Genomic DNA, 18,379 nt, shown 5'->3' with positions numbered 1-18,379 from the left:
CACGATCTCCCTAGACGCGCCACTGAATGTGCTTGACCTCGAGGTATTCCCGCATACCCCACTCACCGAGTTCCCGACCGAGACCGGACCTTCCGTATCCGCCGAATGGTGCGTCGGGACGCATGGCACCGCCGCCGTTGATCCACACGGTGCCTGCGCGTACCCGCTCCGCGACGCGACGCGCCTCGACCGGGTCGTCGCACCACACGTTGGCGGCGAGGCCGTAGGGGGTGTCGTTGGCGAGGCGGATGGCCTCCTCGGTGCCCTTGAATGGCACGACCACCGCGATGGGCCCGAAGATCTCCTGCTGCACAGCCCGTGCGCTGTGTGGAAGACCCCCGAGCAGAACGGGATTGACGAACCAGCCCCTCTCGGGCAGCGGTTTGGTGACCTCGAGCAACTTCGTACCACCCTCGGCCACCGAGCCGTCGATGAAGCCTTGGACCCGCGCCTTGTGATCGGGGCGGATCATCGGGCCGATGTTGGTAGCGCGATCCCACGGATCGCCCACGACCATCTGGTCGAACGCCGACGTACTGGCGTCGAGGAATTCGTCGTAGACGGCTTCGTGCACGAGCAGTCGGGCGAGGGCGGCGCAGCCCTGACCACCGTTGCGGGACCACCGCAGATGCATCTCGACGGCGATCTTCTGCACGTCCACCCCGGGCAGCACGATGCTCGGTGACTTGCCACCCAGCTCGAGGGTCACGCCGGTGAGGTTGGCGGCGGCCTGTTCCATGATCTTGGCGCCGACGCCGTCCGAACCGGTGAACGACACCCTGTCGACCCCGGGATGCGAAGACAGCTGCTGTCCCACGTCGGCACCACCGATGACGACGTTCATGACGCCCGGCGGAAGTCCGGCCTCCTTGATGAGATCGCCCAGGAACAACGTGGTGAGCGGGGTCCGCGGCGACGGCAGCAGCACCACGGTACATCCAGCGGCAAGGGCTGCCCCGAACTTGAAGATCGCCAGGTTGAGGGGGTAGTTGTAGCCGGTGATGGCTGCGACCACACCGACGGGCTCGTGCACGACGTCGCTCATCGTCGGGACGGGCTTGTCGAATTCGCCCAGGTGGATGGTGCGGTCTGTCTTCGCGGCCTCCGCCGCCCACCGCAGGTGCTCGTCCACGGCCATCTTCACCTGGAGGTACTCGGCCAGGGACACAGGCGTGCCGACCTCGTTGACGATCGACGGCAGCAGCCTGTCCGCAGCCTTCTCGAGGACGTCCGCGAGGCGGTGGAGGTGCCGCGACCGCTCCTCGCCACTCAACCCAGCCCAGGCCGGGAATGCTTGCCGAGCAGCGGCGACGGCCTCGTCGACCTGCCCCGGCGACGCGCCGGCGACTGTCGCGATGACGTCCTCGGTGGCGGGGTTGTACACGTCCCACGTCTCGCCCGCGGCCGCGGCGCTCCGGTCGCCGAGAAGTAGGGTCCGCGTCTCGGGGACCCAATCCTTCAGCGGATTCTGGGCTTCGGTCACAGTAGGCATCAGACACCTTCTTCGTCGGTGGGGCGCTTCGCCATCAGGCCGACGCGCTCTAGCAGGCACACCATCTCGTCACGCTGGTTGAATCCCCGGTGCTCGAACCACACGATTCCGCTGTCGGTCCGGCTCTTTGATTCGCGCTTTCTCAGGATGGTCGTCTCGCCACGGAGTGTGTCTCCGTGAAAGACCGGGTGGGGGAATTTGATCTTGTCGTAGCCGAGGTTGCCGAGCGTTGTTCCCATGGTCAGCTCCGGAACGTGGAACGCACCGACCAGCGCGACGGTAAACAGGCTGTTGACGACGCGCTGCCCATGGATCGACTTCTTCGCGAACTCCTCGTCGAGATGTAGTGGCTGCACGTTCATCGTGAGCGACGTGAAGAGGATGTTGTCCATTTCGGTGACGGTGCGTGTGAGGGAGTGCTTGTAATGCTTGCCTTCCTCGAACTCCTCGAAATACAAACCGCGCATCACTGTTCGCCTCTCTCCGCACCCGTTCTCAGCCGGATCGAGCGAGCTCGTTCGAGCCACTGAATTGCCTTGTCGTAGTGCGCTTTGTCGATGTGCAGTCCCCGATATCTGAGGGCGCCGGTGCCCTGCGCCTCGGCCTTTTCGTAGGATTCGGCAAGCCCGCGGTAGAACTCGATGTCGGCGTCGGACGGATAGAACACGTCGTTGACGGTCTCCACGTGGGTGGGGTGGATCACGATCATGCCGCGGAACCCCAGTTGGCGTCCTCGGACTGCAAACTGGCGCAGACCGTCGAGGTTGTCGAGGTCTTCCCAAAGTCCGGTCAGCGCATGGATCTTCGCTTCCCGGCAGGCGAGGAGCACCCGGCTACGCAGGTACAGTGTCTCCAGCCCCTCGGGCGTCCACTCGTAACCGACCTCCCGGGCAATGTCGGCGTGCTGCGCAGACGGTCCGATCATCGCGCCGACCCGCGGGGACGCCGTCGCCACCTCGAGGCAGTTGTGGATGGCCTTCACCGTCTCGACGGGGACGATGTACTCGAGTCCCGACACCCCGTTGCGATGCTCGAAGTGGTCGACGAGGGCGTCGTATTGCAACACGTCTGTGGCCTGCTCGATCTTCGGGGCGAAGACCCCGGTGAGTCCCGGCACCACGACGGCTTCCAGGTCGGCGCCGGTCATCTTTGTGGCCAGCGGATTCACCCGGACGAACAGGCCGATGTCGGGACTCGTCTCCCGGGCGCGGGCGATCGACTCCGCCACGGCATTGCGCGCGGATTCCTTCTCGAACGCCGGCACCGAGTCCTCGAGGTCGAGTACCAGGCAGTCCGCGCCGGTGGCGATCGCCTTTTCCACCCAGCGGGGACGATGACCGGGTACGAACAAGATCGAACGATACGGTTCCACCGGTTCCCTCCTAGTAGCTTCGCGGCAGGCCCAGAACGTGCTCGGCCGTGTAGTTGAGGACCATCTCCTGGCTGATCGGTGCGATCCGCATCAAGCGCGACTCGCGAAAGTACCGCTCCACGTGGAACTCCTTGCCGAATCCGAATCCGCCGTGGGTCTGCAGTGCGACGTCTGCGGCGTAGAAACCGGCCTCGGCGCAAAGGAACTTCGCGGCATTGGCTTCACGTCCACACGGCAGCCCCTGGTCAACCATCCATGTTGCCTTGTCGAGCATCGCTTCCGCAGCATCGAGTCGGATGCGAGCCTCGGCCAGCGGGAATGCGATTCCCTGGTTCCGGCCGATGGGACGTCCGAAGACCTCGCGTTGCTTCGCGTACTCGACACCGCGCCGCAGCGCCGCCTCACCGATACCGAGCGCGGCGTTGGCGGAGATCACCCGCTCGGCGTTGAGTCCGCCGAGGATGGCACGGAAGCCGTGTCCCACTTCGCCGACCACATCATCGTCGGTAACGAAGAGTTCGTCGATGAACAACTCGTTGGTGTCGACGGCATTTCGGCCCATCTTGGGGATTGGAACGATCTGCACCTTGCTGCGGTCCATTTCCGCAAACAGCAAAGTCATTCCCGCCGTGCGCTTTCCGTTCTCCTCACGCGGGCTGGTGCGGCACAGCAAGAGCATCCGCTCCGCCTCCTGAGCCTTGGTGATCCACACCTTCTTACCCGACACCAGGAATCCGCCGTCCACCTTCTTGGCGAACGTCTTGATGTTCGTGGTGTCGGTGCCGGCGTCGGGTTCGGTTACGGCGAACGAAGTGTGCAGTTCGCCGGTGGCGACACGAGGGAGGTACTTCTTCTTCATCTCCTCCGAGCCGTGACGGATGATCGGTTCGAAGCCGAAAATGCCGATGTGCACGGCGCTGCAGCCACCCATACCGGCGCCCGAAGCGGCGATCTCCCGTTCCACGATCGCGGCCTCGGTGACGCCGAGACCGCCGCCGCCGTACTCCACGGGAACTGTGAGACCCATCCAGCCGCCGTCCGCCATGGCGTTGTAGAACTCCCACGGGAACTCGTGTGAGTCGTCGTGCTTCGACCAGTACTCATCGGGGAATCGCTTACAGAGTTCCCTGATGCCCTTCCGGATCTCTTCGTGCGTTTCGTTCTTGCTGAAGTCCATCGCGCGTCCTGTCGCCATCAGACCGCAGAGACGGCTGTGCGGTCGAATGTGTCTGGTGTGATGCCCTCTTCACGCAGCGCGGCCTTGCGGACCTTCTCGGACGGCGTCTTGGGCAACGACGTCACGAAGCGCAGGTAACGCGGGATCGCGAAGGCCGGGATCTTGCCGTCACACCACGAGAGGATGTCCTCGGCCTCCACCTCGGTGCTGGTGACGACGGTCGCGAGCACCTCGTCCTCACCCGCGTCCTGGTCGGCAGGTACACCGATGACGGCACACTCGACCACGGCGGGGTGCCCGAGCACCGCCTGCTCGACTTCGTAGGAACTGATGTTCTCGCCGCGACGCCGGAGCGCATCTTTGTAGCGGTCGACGAAGTAGTACCAGCCGTCCTCGTCCTTCTTCAGGGCGTCGCCGGTGTGGAACCAGAGGTTCCGCCACGCCTCGAGAGTCTTCTCGGGCATGTTGTAGTAGCCCAGGCTGCACGTCCACGGCTGTACCGAACGGACCACCAGTTCGCCGACCTCCCCGACCCGAACCTCACGGTCGGTCTCCGGGTCGACTAGTCGGATGTCGAACCACTCGGCGGCGGCGAGCCCGGCGGCGCCTGCGGGTCGCTCGACACCGTACGGCGCGAGGATTGGTGCGCACGTCTCGGTGAGGCCGAACGCGTCAAGGAACGCCTCGATCCCGTACCGCTCCTTGAACCCATCCACTATCGTGCTCGCCGTCGGCGCCGCATAAACGGCGCGTAACCTGTTGTCGCGGTCGCTGTCCCGGGGCGGCTGCTTCCAGACGAAGTCCATCATGACGCCGACGAAATTGGTGACGGTGACTCCGGAATCGCGGACGTGATCAATCCACCGACTCGCACTGAACTTCGGACGGACCACCGCGCTCGCACCGGCGACGAGTGCCGGGTATACAGCCATGAACTGGGCGTTGCCGTGGAACAACGGTGTGGTGGTGAGGTAGCGATCGTCGGCGCCCAGCCGCATGAGACTCACGACTTCCTGCGCGAAGAAGTACAGCTGCGAGTGCGGCATCGCGACGCCCTTCGACGGCCCGGTCGTGCCGGAGGTGAAGAAGATGGCGCCGAGATCCTGCGCTTTCGGCGGCGCCTGCACCGATACCGGAACTCCGTTCTCGAGGACGTCCCACACGTCAGCCGCCCAGCCGTTGTCGCGGAGTAGTCGAACAGCCTTGTCGACCATCCCGACTCCGGTGTCGATCACCCAGAACTTCTCGATTCCGCGGCAGTGCTCGGCGATTGCGACAAAGCGGTCGGCGAACGTGTCGTCCACAACGGCCCAATGCGGGTCTACTGTGACGATCTGGTGGCGGAGGAACTCGCCCTCGTTGTTGACGTTGATCGGCACCTCGACCATGCCGCCCACGGCAGTCGCGAACCAACTCCGCAGGAACCGTGACGAGTTCATCGCCATGATCACCACACGGTCACCTTGGCTGACACCAGCGCTGTGCCACGCTCCCGCGATACGCTCGGCGGAGGCCAGAGCCTCCTCGTAGGTCCACTCGAGACCTTCTTCGGGTGTGATCAGGCATGGTGCATCCGGTTGCGCCGCGACGTGCGCGCGCAGGACCGTATCCAGCGTCCAGTCCTCGGGATTCGAGAAGTTCGGCCGTAGGTCCGTGTACACCTGGTTCATTTGCGCTGTGCCCCTCTAGAAGTCCGTGCGGGGTTCGATGGCCAACATCGAGGGGACGACGTCTTGGCCCAGTCGTTTGATGGCGGCGATCGTCTCGTCGGCGTCCATCGTCGGCCACTGCGGACGCAGGAGAAGGGGATCAACGGGAAGGCTGGTCACGAAGTCAGTCAATTCGGCCACCACATCGTCGGCGGTGCCGACCACGACGTGCCCGGACACGGCCTCGGCGAATTGATTCTCGAGGTCCTTGTCTGCCATCACGTCAAGGCCCTTGTTCGCGTAGGTGATGTAGCGGCCTTTCGCTACGCGGGCGTACTCGACCATCGCCTGTTCCTTCGTGTCGGCCACGAGCACGTTGCGCCGCAGGGGCTGGGACCCGAATGGCTTGCCTCGCTCCGCGAAGAGCTTTTGCACGACGCGGTAACGCTCTTCCACTTGCTGTTTCGGAGTCTCGGGCGGAACGACGTACGCGTCGCCGTACTTCCCGGCGCGTCGAACGCCGCCCATCGCGTGGGCACCGATCCATATCGGAACGTGTGGTTGCTGCACCGGGAACAGATGCGGCTTGACGCCGTCGAGCTGGAAGTACTTGCCCTTGAACGTCACCTCGTCCTGGGTCCACAGCTGCTTCATGATCTGCAGCGACTCGTCGAAACGCCCGGCGCGTTCCTTGAAGGGCACCTGCAGATAGTCGAATTCCTCGGGCCGGTATCCAAGGCCTGCGCCGAAGATCAACCGGCCTTCGGTGACGACGTCGAGGGTCGCGATCTCCTCCGCGAGCATCACCGGGTGATACAGCGGGGCGATCATGATCTGGGTGACCAGCTTGGTGGTGGGTGCCACGTGTGCAGCAAGGCGCGCGAGCAGTGGCACCGGTTGCAGCCAGCGCAGTTCGCCGTACAGGAAGTGCTGACCGATGCAGATGTAGTTGAGACCGTTGTCCTCGGCCGCCTCGACGATGCGAAGGATGTCCTCGAGCTGCTGTGCCGGGGTCACCGACTGCGGCACGTCACTGAGCAGCAAGCCGACCTGAACCATCTCAAAGATCCCTTCGCACGAGTCTGTGGCCTACTGAGCGGTGAGACCGCCGTCGACCGGAATGGTGACGCCGGTGATGTAGCTGGCGTCGTCGCTGTTCAGGAACGCGATGACGGAGGCGATCTCCTCTGGTTGCGCTCCGCGGCCCAGTGGGATGGTCGCCACGAAGTCCTTGGTGAGTGCGGAGACATCCGCACCCGGCTCACGGCCGAAGAATTGCGCCAGCATCGGAGTGATGACCTGTCCCGGGCAAATGACGTTGACGCGGATACCATCCTTGGCCCCGACGAGGGCCAGTGATCGCGCGAACGGGACGAGCGAACCCTTCGTCATCGAATAGATGGGGCTGAACGGCGACCCGATGAGCGCCGACGTGGACGAAGTGAGCGTCACCGAACCCTTGCCCTCGGCCCTCCTCAGCAGGTCGAACCCAAGAGTGGTCGAGTAGTAGGCGCTCTTGACGTTGACCGCGATGTTCTTCTCCCACTGGGCTTCGTCGACTTCGAGCCCACCGGGGCCGGGCATGCCCACCTGGGCGTGCAGAGCGTGGAGTACGCCGTGGTCTGCGTCGATCTTGCCGAACAGGCTCTCGAGGTCGTCGGTATTCGTCGCGTCGACCTTGACCGGTGTCGCTACCCCGCCCGCGGAATGGATCTCCTCGACCACCTTGGTGGCGCCGTCCTCGGAGATGTCTGCGACGTAGACGTGGCCGCCCTCGGCTGCGATACGCTGACTGATGGCGCGGCCCATTCCGGATCCGCCTCCGATGATTGCGGCGATACGACCTTTGTAGCGACCGAGCATTCCATTCACCTCTTTGGAGTAGTCGATGTGCGTGCGTCAGGCGCGCTGGTTGAACGAGCGGCCCAGCAACTCCGAGACGATTCGGGTGCGCTGCATCGTGGGGGTTCCGCCGGCGAGCGCCCAACCGTGCGAATCACGGTGCAGGCGTTCGATGCCGAACTCCTCGGTGTAGCCGTTGCCTCCGTGGAGCTGAATCGCCATGTCGGTGACCTTCTTCGCCATCTCGTTGGCGGTGCACTTGGCAAGTGACACCTCGAGTGGGTCAGGCAGGCCATCGGTGATGTTCGCGACCGCCCGGTCGCGAAGCAGACGAGCGGCGTCGACCTGCAGGATCATGTCGGCAAGCATCATCTGTACCGACTGAAACTCGATGAGCGGCTTGCCGAACTGCATGCGCTCCTGTACGTAGTCGGTCGTGCGGTCGAGTGCTTCCTGGCCGATGGCCAAGCTCATGGTGGCGTTCCCGAGCCGCTCGATCGAGAACGCGCCGAACAGGGACTTGAACCCGCCCGCCTCGACCACGATGTTCTCTGCCGGAACCACGACATCATCGAAATAGACGTCGGCGGAAGGAATCCCACGAAATCCCATCAACTTCTCGCGCGCGCCGTAGCTGACACCCTCACGATCGGCTTCGACGAGTACCGCTCCGATCCCCTTCGAGCCGGGCGCGTCACTGAGCCGGCTGTACACGAGATACACGTCTGCTTCACTGCCGTTGGAGATCCACCGCTTGTTCCCCGATACTGTGACGTTTCCGTCCGATCGGGTGGCCTTGGTGGTCAAGTCTGTGGCCGCGGATCCGGCGTCCGGCTCCGAAATAGCTACGGCCATGGTCTTCGCACCCGACACGATGTCCGGGAGAAAGTTCTTCTTCTGGTGGTCCGTTCCGATCAACGCAACTACCTGCGCGGGCCCGGTGTTGGCCTCGAACACCTGGAATGCCGCCGGCCGGCAGACCCGCGCGAGTTCCTCGATGACGACGAGAGCTTGCGACAGCGGAGCGCCCGCGCCCCCGAACTCCTCGGGCAGTGAAATGCCAAGGTACCCGAGCTCGCCAAGGAATCGACGCTCCTCGTGCGGGAACGGCGTGCGTTCGAGATCCCACTGAGCCGCCTTGGGCTCATAACGCTCACGAGCCACGCGTTCGGCAGAGGCGCGGATCTCACGCAGATCGTCGTCCGCGTCGAGTCGCAACTTGGCCATAGCCCAACCTTTCATGTTCATCATTACCCTAGAACCGACCCGCGCTCGTGGTCAAGGTCACGTATCATGCGGTGATTGGATAGTAACCATAATCATCAATACTTCAGATCGCAGCAAGGGAGTTCCATGACACGCGCTGTCGTCGTCGACGCGGTCCGATCCCCGGTCGGCAAGGGAAAGTCGTCGGGCGCACTGGCAGGCCTGCACCCGGCCGACCTGCTCGGACAGGTGCTGGGGGTCCTAGTCGCCCGTTCCGATCTCGACCATGGCCTGATCGACGACGTCATCATCGGTTGCGTGAACCAGTCCGGCGAGCAGTCCGCGACCCCCGGGCGGCAGGCGCTGCTCTGTGCGGGATTTCCCACCCACGTCCCTGCCGTCACCATCGAGCGCAAGTGCGGATCGGGTCAGCAGGCCGTCGACTTCGCGGTGCAGGGAATTCAGGCCGGTGCCTACGACATCGCGATCGCGGGCGGCGTCGAATCGATGAGCCGAGTTCCCATTGGATCCGCCGCGATGGGTGCCGACCCCCACGGACCCACTGTGCGGGAACGCTTCCCAGACCTGGTGCCACAGGGAATTGCGGCCGAACTGGTCGCGCAGAAGTGGGCGCTCACCCGCGCCGAGCTCGACGAGTACTCCGCTCGCTCGCACGAACGCGCCGCCACAGCCCGCGCCGCGGGATGGTTCGACAACGAGATTGTTCCCGTCACCACGCCCGACGGCGTCGTCTCCAAAGACGAAACCATTCGCGAGGACACCACCGCCGAGAAGCTGTCGGGCCTGCAGCCTGCCTTCGGCAGTGAACAGTGGCAATACCGGTTTCCTGACATCGAATGGAAGGTGACCGCCGGGAGCTCGTCCCAGGTCTCCGACGGCGCCGCCGCGCTTCTCATCATGTCGGAGGAGAAGGCCCGCGCACTCGGCCTCCGCCCCCGTGCCTCTATCCGCGCCTCTGCCGTCGTCGGTGACGATCCGACGTTGATGCTCACCGGTCCGATCCCCGCGACCAAGAAAGTACTGACGCGAGCAGGCGTGTCGGTGTCCGACATAGCAGCGTTCGAAGTGAATGAGGCCTTCGCGCCCGTCCCACTGGCCTGGCAGCGAGAGATCGGCGCCGACGCCGACGTGCTCAACCCCGTCGGCGGGGCCATCGCGCTCGGGCATCCACTCGGATGCTCCGGTGCCCGGCTGATGACGTCGCTGATCAATCACCTCGAACGCACAGGGGGACGGTTCGGCCTGCAGACGATGTGCGAGGCAGGCGGAATGGCCAACGCGACCGTCGTCGAACGCCTGAGCGGCCACTGAGAGCAGCCCGACAGCAAGAGCAGGAGGAATGAGCATGGACATCACACGGGGATCGGCCGTCGTCACCGGTGGCGCATCCGGGCTCGGTCTCGCGACCGTGCGGCGGTTCGTCGGGCTCGGCGTCCCCACCGTGATTCTCGACCTTCCGTCGTCGGACGGCGAAACGATCGCGAAGGAACTAGGTGAACTCGCCGTGTTCTCCGCTGCGGACGTCACCGATCCGGACGCCGTCGACGCAGCACTGGACGCCGCGGAGGAACGAGCGCCGATCCGCGCCGTCGTCCACTGCGCAGGCCGTGGTGGCACCGTGCGAGTGGTCGAGAAGGACGGGACACCCGGCTCGCTCGACCTCTACGAGACAATCGTGCGGATCAACCTGATCGGCAGTTTCAACGTCTTGCGACTGGCCGCGGCTCGGATGGTCCGCAACGAGCCGATCGACGGCGAACGCGGCGTCATCGTCCTGACAGCCTCCGTGGCCGCATGGGAAGGGCAGATCGGCCAGATCCCCTACGCTTCAGCGAAATCTGGCGTCGTGGGGATGACATTGGTGGCTGCCCGCGACTTGTCACGCAAACTGGTGCGCGTCAACAGTATCGCGCCCGGCACGTTCGATACTCCGATCCTGTCCCGATTCTCCCAGGAGATTCGCGACGGCCTCGCGGCACAGACACCGCACCCGGCGCGCCTCGGCGAACCGGACGAATACGCCAAGCTCGCCCTCCACATCGTCGACAACGCCATGATCAACGGGGAGACCGTCCGCATCGATGGCGCCATTCGCATGCAACCCCGGTAGGGACATGCAACCCGATTAGGACATCAGATGGACACACCGGTACACGTGGAACAGCAGGGCGGAGTGCAAGTCATCACCCTCAATCGCCCCGAGGTGCGGAACGCGATCAACACGGCCACCGCCGTCGCAATCGCCGAGGCTCTCGACCAGCTCGACGACCGGAACGATCTAGTTGCGGGGGTGATCACCGGCACAGGCGGGACATTTTGCACCGGAATGGATCTGAAGGCCTTTCTCGCTGGCGAGCGTCCGTCGGTGGACGGTCGGGGATTCGCCGGAATCACCGAGAAATCATCGGCGAAGCCATTGATCGCGGCCGTCGAGGGATACGCGGTAGCGGGTGGTTTCGAGATCGTGCTGGCCTGCGATCTCATCGTGGCGGACGAGACGGCGGTATTCGGGCTCCCCGAGGTGAAGCGTGGACTCCTCGCCGGCGGCGGCGGTCTGCTCCGGCTTCCCCGCCGCGTTCCCCACCAGCTGGCGGTCGAATGGTCGCTCACCGGTGACTATTTCTCCGCGGCCGTCGCTCACGACGCGCGGCTCCTCAACCGTCTGGTTCCCGAGGGGCAGGCGCTGAACGAGGCGCTGGCACTTGCGAAGTCGATCGCGAAGAACGGCCCCCTCGCACTGCGGGCCACCAAGAAGATCATTTCCGAGGCCCGCGACTGGAACCGCGACGAGGAGTTCACACGGATGCGGGAGATCTACGAACCCGTCCGGTCGTCCGAGGATGCCAAGGAGGGGGCCCGGGCGTTCAAGGAGAAGCGTGCGCCCGTGTGGCAGGGGCGCTAGTTGTAGTGACCAGGAGGTTGGTTAACTGCGTTATCGGCGGCTGGTTGCCGTGGGCAGTGTGTGAGGCCGTGCTGGTTGTAGTGGTGCAGCCAGGACTCGAGGGCTTCACGGCGCTCGGCCTCGGAGCGGGTAACAGCGGGCGTAGGCCCATCCGTCGGCCATGATGCGGTGGAAACGCTCGACCTTCCCGGTCGTCTGTGGACGTTTGAACGAAGGCGTAGCCGAGTTTCGGGCCGCCGTATTGATTCCTCAGTTCGCCCGGGGTCCCGGCACGGTTGCGGTCGCCCTGAGCGCGGCCAACGTAGCGCCAGCCGCCGTCGGGGATGCTCCTTTCCCCGAAGGGTCAGCCGAGGTGCGCGGCTGACCCTTCGGGGAAAATGCGGGCTCAGTGGCTGACACTTGCGGCCGTGTAACGGGGATCGAGGTTGTACTCGGTCTGACGCTGCTGGATCACGGCCGCTACCTGAGATGGGGCGTCGCTTCCCAGGAGGATCCGAAGCCGGTCGTCCGCGGGTGCGGCGACGTGTTGCAGTAGCTCGCTTGCGATGTCTGCGGGGTCAGCACCACCGCCGGTTGCGCCCGCTTCGCTCTTCCAGGGCACGGACGGCGTGCCCAGGACGCTTTGACGCAGGTCGTCGTACTCGGGAATGGATCTACTGAACTTCATGCTGCCGGTGGCCCACTCGGTGTCCATGGAGCCGACTTCCGCGATGGTCACGCGGATTCCAAAAGACCTCACTTCACCTGCCAGAGCCTCGGCGAAGCCCTCGAGACCCCACTTCGCCGCGTTGTAAAGCCCGAAGAAGGGCATGGCTCCAACCCCACCGACAGACGAGATCTGCACGATGTGTCCGCTCCGCTGGGTTCGCATTACAGGTAGTGCCGCCTGCGTCAGCCAGAGCGCCCCAAGCAGGTCGGTGTCGAGGATCGCGCGGGTCTCCAGTTCCCCGACCTCTTCGACAGCGCCTACGAGTCCGTAGCCAGCGTTGTTCACAAGCACATCCAGTTTGCCGTGCTCTTCAGCAGCCACACGGACAGCGTCCCGGCAAGCATCTCTGTCACGTACATCGAGCCGACACGTGGACAGTCGATCGTGACGCACGGGGACTTCACCACTTCGCGTCGCTGCCACGACTCGATGTCCGGCGTCGAGTGCTGCCTTGGCCAAGGCAAAGCCGAGTCCTCTACTCGCGCCGGTAATGAACCAAGTCTGTGAATCAGTCATGGAACCATGAAAGCACAAACGAGACGGTGCGTCTCGTTTGGTACAGTTCCATCATGGCTCGTACCACCACAGTGGCCCGCGTACACGCGGCGGTCTTGGAGCTCGCGACCGCCTACGGACCCGCGTCGTTGACCATGGAAGGCATCGCCGCCAAGGCTGGAGTGGGCAAGCAGACGCTCTATCGGACATGGCAATCCGTGCCTGCGATCCTCTTCGACGCATTGCTCACACGCAGCACGCAGCAACCTGACACGGACGCACGGGACGATGGCGGAGACCTGCAGCACCAGCTCGAGGAATTGCTGCGGTCCGCCATTGAGGAGATCACGACGCAGCCGCATGAGTCTCTGCTGCGCACTCTGGCCGCCACGATCCAGACAGATGAGGCGGTAGCCCGTGAATTCCAGGAACGACTCCTGCGCCCGCAGCTGAGCACGGTCCAGGCCCTGTTCCAACGCGGCGGAGTATCGGACACTCAACGCGCTGCAGAGCTGCTGCTCGGACCTGTGTTCTATCGCTGGTTCATGCGCTTGCCGACGATGTCGCCTGCGGAACTGACGCAGCACGTGTCGCAAGTGCTGCGCTGCGCGATTTAGCCTGCTCGACGTCCTCCCCGCTCAATCAACGTTCACGGTCAGTCCAGCTAGCCACGCTCTCCTCATGATTCCGTCAGTGCCGCTTCGCCGAGGAAGGCGAGCACGACCGAGGAATGATCACGGGCTTCATCCACCGGGCCGGAGTACACCGATTCTCCTCGGTTCACGACGACCACGTCGTCGGCGATCTTCATGCCTGCCTCGGCGTTCTGTTCGACCATCAAGACGCCGATACCGCGGTCGGCGATATCCCTGACGCAATCCATGACCCGGTCGACGATGGCCGGTGCGAGTCCCATCGACGGTTCGTCCATCAGAATGAACGCCGGTTGAGACATCAGGCTCCGCCCGAAGGCCAGCATCTGCTGCTCGCCGCCACTGAGCAGGCCTGCCGGACCCGACTGCCGCTCTTCGAGGATGGGGAACATCCCGTACACCATCGCCAGCGATTCCTCGCGCGCCTTCTTGCTCGCAACCAAACCGCCCAGTCGCAGATTCTCTGCGACGGTGAGGGATCCGAACACTTTTCGCCCCTCCGGGACCAATGAGATGCCCCGCTTCAGGACCCTGTGGGCGGGAAGTCCGGTCAGCGAAACGCCGTCGAGCAGGATGTCGCCCGAGTCGGGGCTCGACAGTCCGGCCACTGTGCGCAGTGTCGTCGTCTTTCCTGCGCCGTTCGCGCCGAGAACCAGTGTCACCCGTCCGGGCGACGCCGTCGCCGACACACCTCGGACGGCACTGACCTTGCCGTAGCTGACGTGGAGATCACGAATCTCGAGCATCGTCCCTCCTTCCGAGGTAGGCCTCGCGTACCGCACTGTTGCGGACCACGTCCTGCGGTGCGCCCTCGGCGATGAGCTTCCCTGAGTTCATCGCGAACAGGTGGTCGCAGGTCTCGACCATCATCTGCACGTCGTGTTCGACAACGAGCTGGGTGAGCCCTTCACCGCGGAGATCGAGGAGCAGCCGGGAGATCTCCTCGCGCTCGAACTTGTTCATTCCCGCGGTCGGCTCGTCGAGGATCAGTAGCTTCGGCGACATCACGATGGCGCGCGCTATCTCGACCCGGCGCTGCAGCCCATATGACAACTGGCCGGGCCGGAGCTTTCCGCGGTCGGCCAGTCCCGCGCGGCACAGTGCTGTCTCCACCGCGCTGCGTTCGGCGTCCCTGCCTGCGGCGCTCCTCCGCCACATCCGGCTGCCCGAGATCAGATCGAACCCGAGTTGCACGTTCTCGAACACGCTGAGGTCTTCAAGCAGCCGGACCGTCTGAAAGGTTCTGCCGATACCCAGCCGCGCAACCTTTTCCGGTCGTACCTTGGAGTACTCGGTTCCTTCGAAGAACATCGTGCCGCGCGTCAATTTCGTCAAGCGGGTCACGGCGCCCAGAAGCGTGCTCTTGCCGGAGCCGTTAGGGCCGAGGATCCCGGCGATGCGTCCGGGCTCGAGCGCGATCGAGATTCCGTCGACGGCTTTGATGCCGCCGAAGTGAACCGCCAGATCCTCTGTCCGCAGAACTGATTCCAATGTCTGCATGGCAGACTCGGCCCCGCCCGATGCGCTCTGCGAGGTCATGGACGTTCTCCCGTGGTCACCGTGTCGTTGCCCGAGGAACCGGTGAGTTCTTCGACGAGCTTGTGCTCTGCGGTACTCGGCGTGTTCTCTGCCGCTGCACTGGCCACGGTGGCCTCGCCGCCGTCTTGCACTCGTCGGGCCGCGTACTTGCGGTACACGTCCGTCACGACCCCGACGATTCCGCCGGGCATGTAGACCGCGGCGACCGCGACGATGCAGCCGTACACGATTGCCTGATAGGTCCCGACCTGTTCGAGCACCACGGGCAGCCAGGTGAAGATCAACGCCCCGATCAGCACGCCGAGCCACGATCGAGAACCGCCGACGATGATGATCGTCAACGCCAGCACGATGAGGGGGAAGCCGATGCTCTCGGGGGCGATCGCCGTCATCATCAGGACGTTCAGCGACCCACCCAGCGCGCCGAGAATGCCGCTGATCACGAACGACGCGATGCGGTAGCGCGGCACGCTGATACCCATCGCCGACGCGAGTTCCGGGTCCTCGCGGACAGCCTCGATGCGCCGGCCCAGACGGCCGCGTTCACTGAGGACGGCCAGCCCGACCACGACGAGGCAGATAATCGCCAGCGCTTCCACCGTCATCATGGGGAAGGCCATTACGCCGAACAATCCTACCGATCCGCCGGTCCACTCGCCGCCGTTGTGCGCGATCACTGTGAGGATCATGGTGAACGACACCGTGGCCATCGCCAGATGGAGACCACTCAGACGCTGGACCACGAGTGCCAGCAAATATCCGATCAGTCCACAGATCAGCGTGATGGTCACGATGGCGGACACGGAGTCGAAGTCGGCGTGGAGAACGAGCATCGACGCGCCGTAGGCTCCGATGCCGTAGAAGCCCGCTCCGGCGAAGGAGAACACTCCCATCCGGAACTGGACCTGGATGCTCAAGGCCAGAAGCAGCACGGTGAACGTGCTCTGAATGAGGACGATGTGCGAGAAGTAGAACTGACTCATACCCGTCGAACCTCCTTCCGGCCGAAGATGCCCTGTGGGCGGATGAGAAGGACAGCGAGGATGATTCCGAAGCAGACAGCATCCACCCACCCGCCACTGGTGAAGCGGAGCACGAGAGTTTCCGACACCGCGAGGATCATTGCTGCCGTGGCGGCACCGATCGTGCTGCCGACGCCGCCGAGGATGATGATGGCGAAGGCTTTGATGAGCAGGGTTTCACCGCTTTCCGCGGTGATCGCACCGAGGTTGTAGGTGAGAAGTGCTCCTGCCAGCCCGGCCAGTCCGCCCGCAACTGCCATCGTGAGGAACGAGAGCTGTCGACGGTTCACCCCCATCAGTTCGGCCGTCTCGGAATCGACACCGATCGCCCGCAACGACAAGCCGTGGCTGGTGCGTTTGAGCCAGAAAGCAACGAGAGCCGTGAGCAGGAAGGCGCATCCGATGACGATCATGCCGGTGCTCGTGATGCGCAGACCGAAAAATGTGTACACCTGCGTGGTGTACGTACTCCCGGCGAAGCCGAACGGCTCACTCTTGGTGTAGTACTGCACGATCGCGACCGGGACGATGCCGATTCCGATGCCGCCGATCAGAATCTGCAGTTCCGCGGTCCGGTGATTCTTCGCCCGGCGCAGGATGGGCTGGAATGCGAAGGTGTCGATGGCCACCGATAGCAGAGCTCCGACAACCAGCGCGATCAGACACACCAGCACCAGACCGATCTCCAATGTCGACACGACACGAGAGCCGACGAAGGCAGAGAACATGAACAGGCCACCGTGCGCGAAGTTGAGAATTCCGATCGTGCCCCACGAGATGCTCATGCCCAGGGAGAACAAGAGGTAGATCGAACCGAGGACGAGTGCATCGATCAGTAGCTGAGGCACTATTCCGCTCCTCCCGAACTGGGTTCATCGCAGCGCATTGCAGACTCTTCTCGTCAAGCTCTCGCAACCACTACTCGGAACTTCCCTCGGCGAGCAAGACTTCCTCGCTGCCGTCCCACTCGACCATCACTCCGTCGACGCGCATGTCGTTGCCTACGAACCAGACATTGCCCAGCGCACCTTCGAAACCCTCCGACACCACCTGCTGGAGCCCCCGTTGGATGTCCTCCCGCGACGCGCCACCCGCGGATTCGATTGCGCGCGCAATCATCCAGGTCGCGTCGTACCCTTCCGCGGCGTAGTTCAGTGGATCCGTGCCGTATCTGGCGCGGTAGGCCTCGACGAACTCCTGCGACGAAGGCGGGGTCTGATGGAAGTTGAAGTCCGTGGCCCAAAACATGCCTGCTCCCGCAGGACCGGCCGAGGCCAGGTTGCCTGCGCCCGCGGCCGGGTTGCCAACCACAGGCCCGTCGTATCCGGCCTGCCGCAACTGGGACATCGCTGTCGAGTTGCCTGCGCCGACCAGCAGCACGATTACCGCGTCGGGCTTCTCCTCCGCGATTCTGGTGGCCGTCGTTCCGAAGTCCTGGGTGGTCGACTGAACTGAAGTGCTCGAGAGCACCCGATATCCGAACTCGTCTTGCGCATCCGGAATCATCTTCTCTCCAAGCGCTGCAAGGGTGACGTTTCCTGCGTTGTAGAGGACGCTCACCGTCTTTGCACCCTCGTCGCGCAGACGTGCTAGGGATTTGGCGAAGTACGTCTCCATCGGCGCCGTTGCCCTGTATGTGTAGTCACCTATGACGACGCCCTCGCTGCCTGCCTGAGTGAAGATCGTCGGCAGTTCCGCGCGTTCGACGAGCGGCGCGACGGCTACCGCGTGCGGGCTCAGTACCGGCCCGAGAAAGGCGCTGACGCTACCGTCGGCGATCGTTTGAATGGACTGGCTGACGGCTGTCTGCGTATCGCTGGCCGAATCACGCTTCTGGAGGACTAACTTCGAGTCACCCAGGTAACCCTGTTCGTTGATCTCCTGGACAGCCAACTCGATCCCCTCGAACTGGCTGTTTCCGACGTAGGCGCTGATACCGGTGTGATCGGTGACCGAGACAACCTTGATCTCAGCCGGCATTTCACCGTCGGCGATTGCACCCGCCCCCGAAACGCAGGCAGCGGCAACCGTCAGGGTAGTGAGCGCTGCGACACCGAGCAGTTTTCGTCCGATGATCCTGACCGGGCCGAGCATAACCTACCTTTTTCTCAATATGATGTTCATCATCAGCGTGGTTTAACTCACGATAGAGTTCGTTCGGCCACCTTGTCCAGCATCCGCCTGCATGATTGCGACCCCAACGGCCCACACACGGCGACCACGCGTACAGCAAGGTTCTTCTACCCTGTTCCGCGGCCGAACGCCCCAGGTGAGAATCGCCAGTCAGTGCGCGAACCCCG

At 63.9% G+C, this 18,379-nt stretch carries 18 protein-coding genes and 1 pseudogene; 4 read left to right on the top strand and 15 right to left on the bottom strand.

Annotated features, from left to right (window positions below; all coding sequences use genetic code 11):
• Positions 1 to 10: 10 nt before the first annotated feature.
• Genes AB0I57_RS00695 through AB0I57_RS00660 form a run of 8 tightly spaced genes read right to left on the bottom strand, consistent with a single transcriptional unit; the run spans position 11 to position 8,759 of the window.
• Complete coding sequence (locus AB0I57_RS00695; protein ID WP_358328414.1) at positions 11 to 1,492, bottom strand: aldehyde dehydrogenase family protein; 1,482 nt, start codon at positions 1,490 to 1,492, stop codon at positions 11 to 13.
• Positions 1,492 to 1,959 carry a MaoC family dehydratase gene (locus AB0I57_RS00690; protein ID WP_358328411.1) on the bottom strand — a complete coding sequence of 156 codons (468 nt, stop codon included), beginning with the start codon at positions 1,957 to 1,959 and terminating at the stop codon, positions 1,492 to 1,494. The genes AB0I57_RS00695 and AB0I57_RS00690 overlap by 1 nt, the downstream gene beginning before the upstream one ends.
• Positions 1,959 to 2,864, bottom strand: coding sequence for a CoA ester lyase (locus tag AB0I57_RS00685; protein ID WP_358328407.1), 906 nt, complete (start codon positions 2,862 to 2,864; stop codon positions 1,959 to 1,961). The genes AB0I57_RS00690 and AB0I57_RS00685 overlap by 1 nt, the downstream gene beginning before the upstream one ends.
• 10 nt (positions 2,865 to 2,874) lie before the next feature.
• Entirely contained in the window at positions 2,875 to 4,041 is a 1,167-nt protein-coding gene (locus AB0I57_RS00680; protein WP_358328404.1) for an acyl-CoA dehydrogenase family protein, read from the bottom strand.
• 17 nt (positions 4,042 to 4,058) lie between these two features.
• Entirely contained in the window at positions 4,059 to 5,711 is a 1,653-nt protein-coding gene (locus tag AB0I57_RS00675) for an AMP-binding protein (RefSeq protein ID WP_358328401.1), read from the bottom strand.
• A 15-nt stretch (positions 5,712 to 5,726) separates the two neighbouring features.
• A complete protein-coding gene (locus tag AB0I57_RS00670) occupies positions 5,727 to 6,749 on the bottom strand; it encodes an LLM class flavin-dependent oxidoreductase (RefSeq protein ID WP_358328398.1) in 1,023 nt (340 codons plus the stop codon).
• A 30-nt stretch (positions 6,750 to 6,779) separates the two neighbouring features.
• Positions 6,780 to 7,553: an SDR family oxidoreductase gene (locus tag AB0I57_RS00665; protein ID WP_358328395.1), complete on the bottom strand. Its 774-nt coding sequence runs from the start codon at positions 7,551 to 7,553 to the stop codon at positions 6,780 to 6,782.
• A gap of 36 nt (positions 7,554 to 7,589) precedes the next feature.
• Complete coding sequence (locus AB0I57_RS00660) at positions 7,590 to 8,759, bottom strand: acyl-CoA dehydrogenase family protein (RefSeq protein ID WP_358328390.1); 1,170 nt, start codon at positions 8,757 to 8,759, stop codon at positions 7,590 to 7,592.
• A gap of 126 nt (positions 8,760 to 8,885) precedes the next feature.
• On the opposite strand from AB0I57_RS00660, the gene AB0I57_RS00655 reads away from it, so the two are divergent.
• The 3 genes from AB0I57_RS00655 to AB0I57_RS00645 are packed head-to-tail and all read left to right on the top strand — an operon-like array spanning position 8,886 to position 11,661.
• Positions 8,886 to 10,070 (top strand): thiolase family protein, encoded by a 1,185-nt coding sequence (locus tag AB0I57_RS00655; RefSeq protein WP_358328387.1) that lies wholly within the window; start codon positions 8,886 to 8,888, stop codon positions 10,068 to 10,070.
• 34 nt (positions 10,071 to 10,104) lie between these two features.
• Complete coding sequence (locus AB0I57_RS00650) at positions 10,105 to 10,869, top strand: SDR family NAD(P)-dependent oxidoreductase (protein ID WP_358328384.1); 765 nt, start codon at positions 10,105 to 10,107, stop codon at positions 10,867 to 10,869.
• A gap of 27 nt (positions 10,870 to 10,896) precedes the next feature.
• On the top strand, positions 10,897 to 11,661 hold the full coding sequence (locus tag AB0I57_RS00645; RefSeq protein ID WP_358328382.1) for a crotonase/enoyl-CoA hydratase family protein: 765 nt from the start codon (positions 10,897 to 10,899) through the stop codon (positions 11,659 to 11,661).
• Here the strand turns inward: AB0I57_RS00645 and AB0I57_RS00640 are convergent.
• Together AB0I57_RS00640 and AB0I57_RS00635 are read right to left on the bottom strand one after the other, a co-directional pair.
• Positions 11,624 to 11,989, bottom strand: a pseudogene (locus AB0I57_RS00640) (integrase core domain-containing protein); the annotation flags it as partial. The gene AB0I57_RS00645 and the pseudogene AB0I57_RS00640 overlap by 38 nt on opposite strands.
• 57 nt (positions 11,990 to 12,046) lie before the next feature.
• Positions 12,047 to 12,886, bottom strand: coding sequence for an SDR family NAD(P)-dependent oxidoreductase (locus AB0I57_RS00635; protein ID WP_358328379.1), 840 nt, complete (start codon positions 12,884 to 12,886; stop codon positions 12,047 to 12,049).
• A 53-nt stretch (positions 12,887 to 12,939) separates the two neighbouring features.
• Between AB0I57_RS00635 and AB0I57_RS00630 the strand changes: the two genes are divergently transcribed.
• Positions 12,940 to 13,482, top strand: a complete 543-nt coding sequence (locus AB0I57_RS00630; RefSeq protein ID WP_358328376.1) for a TetR/AcrR family transcriptional regulator — start codon at positions 12,940 to 12,942, stop codon at positions 13,480 to 13,482.
• 62 nt (positions 13,483 to 13,544) lie between these two features.
• Here AB0I57_RS00630 and AB0I57_RS00625 read toward each other — a convergent pair whose 3' ends face one another.
• The 5 genes from AB0I57_RS00625 to AB0I57_RS00605 form a co-directional block, all read right to left on the bottom strand.
• Entirely contained in the window at positions 13,545 to 14,264 is a 720-nt protein-coding gene (locus AB0I57_RS00625) for an ABC transporter ATP-binding protein (RefSeq protein WP_358328373.1), read from the bottom strand.
• Positions 14,248 to 15,057, bottom strand: a complete 810-nt coding sequence (locus AB0I57_RS00620; protein WP_358328371.1) for an ABC transporter ATP-binding protein — start codon at positions 15,055 to 15,057, stop codon at positions 14,248 to 14,250. The genes AB0I57_RS00625 and AB0I57_RS00620 overlap by 17 nt, the downstream gene beginning before the upstream one ends.
• Positions 15,054 to 16,040: a branched-chain amino acid ABC transporter permease gene (locus AB0I57_RS00615; RefSeq protein ID WP_358328368.1), complete on the bottom strand. Its 987-nt coding sequence runs from the start codon at positions 16,038 to 16,040 to the stop codon at positions 15,054 to 15,056. Before AB0I57_RS00615 ends, AB0I57_RS00620 begins: the two co-directional genes overlap by 4 nt.
• Positions 16,037 to 16,927, bottom strand: coding sequence for a branched-chain amino acid ABC transporter permease (locus AB0I57_RS00610; protein ID WP_358328365.1), 891 nt, complete (start codon positions 16,925 to 16,927; stop codon positions 16,037 to 16,039). The genes AB0I57_RS00615 and AB0I57_RS00610 overlap by 4 nt, the downstream gene beginning before the upstream one ends.
• 70 nt (positions 16,928 to 16,997) lie before the next feature.
• Complete coding sequence (locus tag AB0I57_RS00605; protein ID WP_358328362.1) at positions 16,998 to 18,173, bottom strand: ABC transporter substrate-binding protein; 1,176 nt, start codon at positions 18,171 to 18,173, stop codon at positions 16,998 to 17,000.
• Between the last annotated feature and the right edge of the window lie 206 nt (positions 18,174 to 18,379).

Origin of the sequence: Rhodococcus sp. NPDC049939 (assembly GCF_040656415.1) — a bacterium.
In the GTDB taxonomy this organism is placed as follows: Bacteria; Actinomycetota; Actinomycetes; order Mycobacteriales; family Mycobacteriaceae; genus Rhodococcus_F.
The sequence above is the reverse complement of the archived record's forward strand: the minus strand, read 5'-3'. Positions and strand labels throughout refer to the sequence as shown.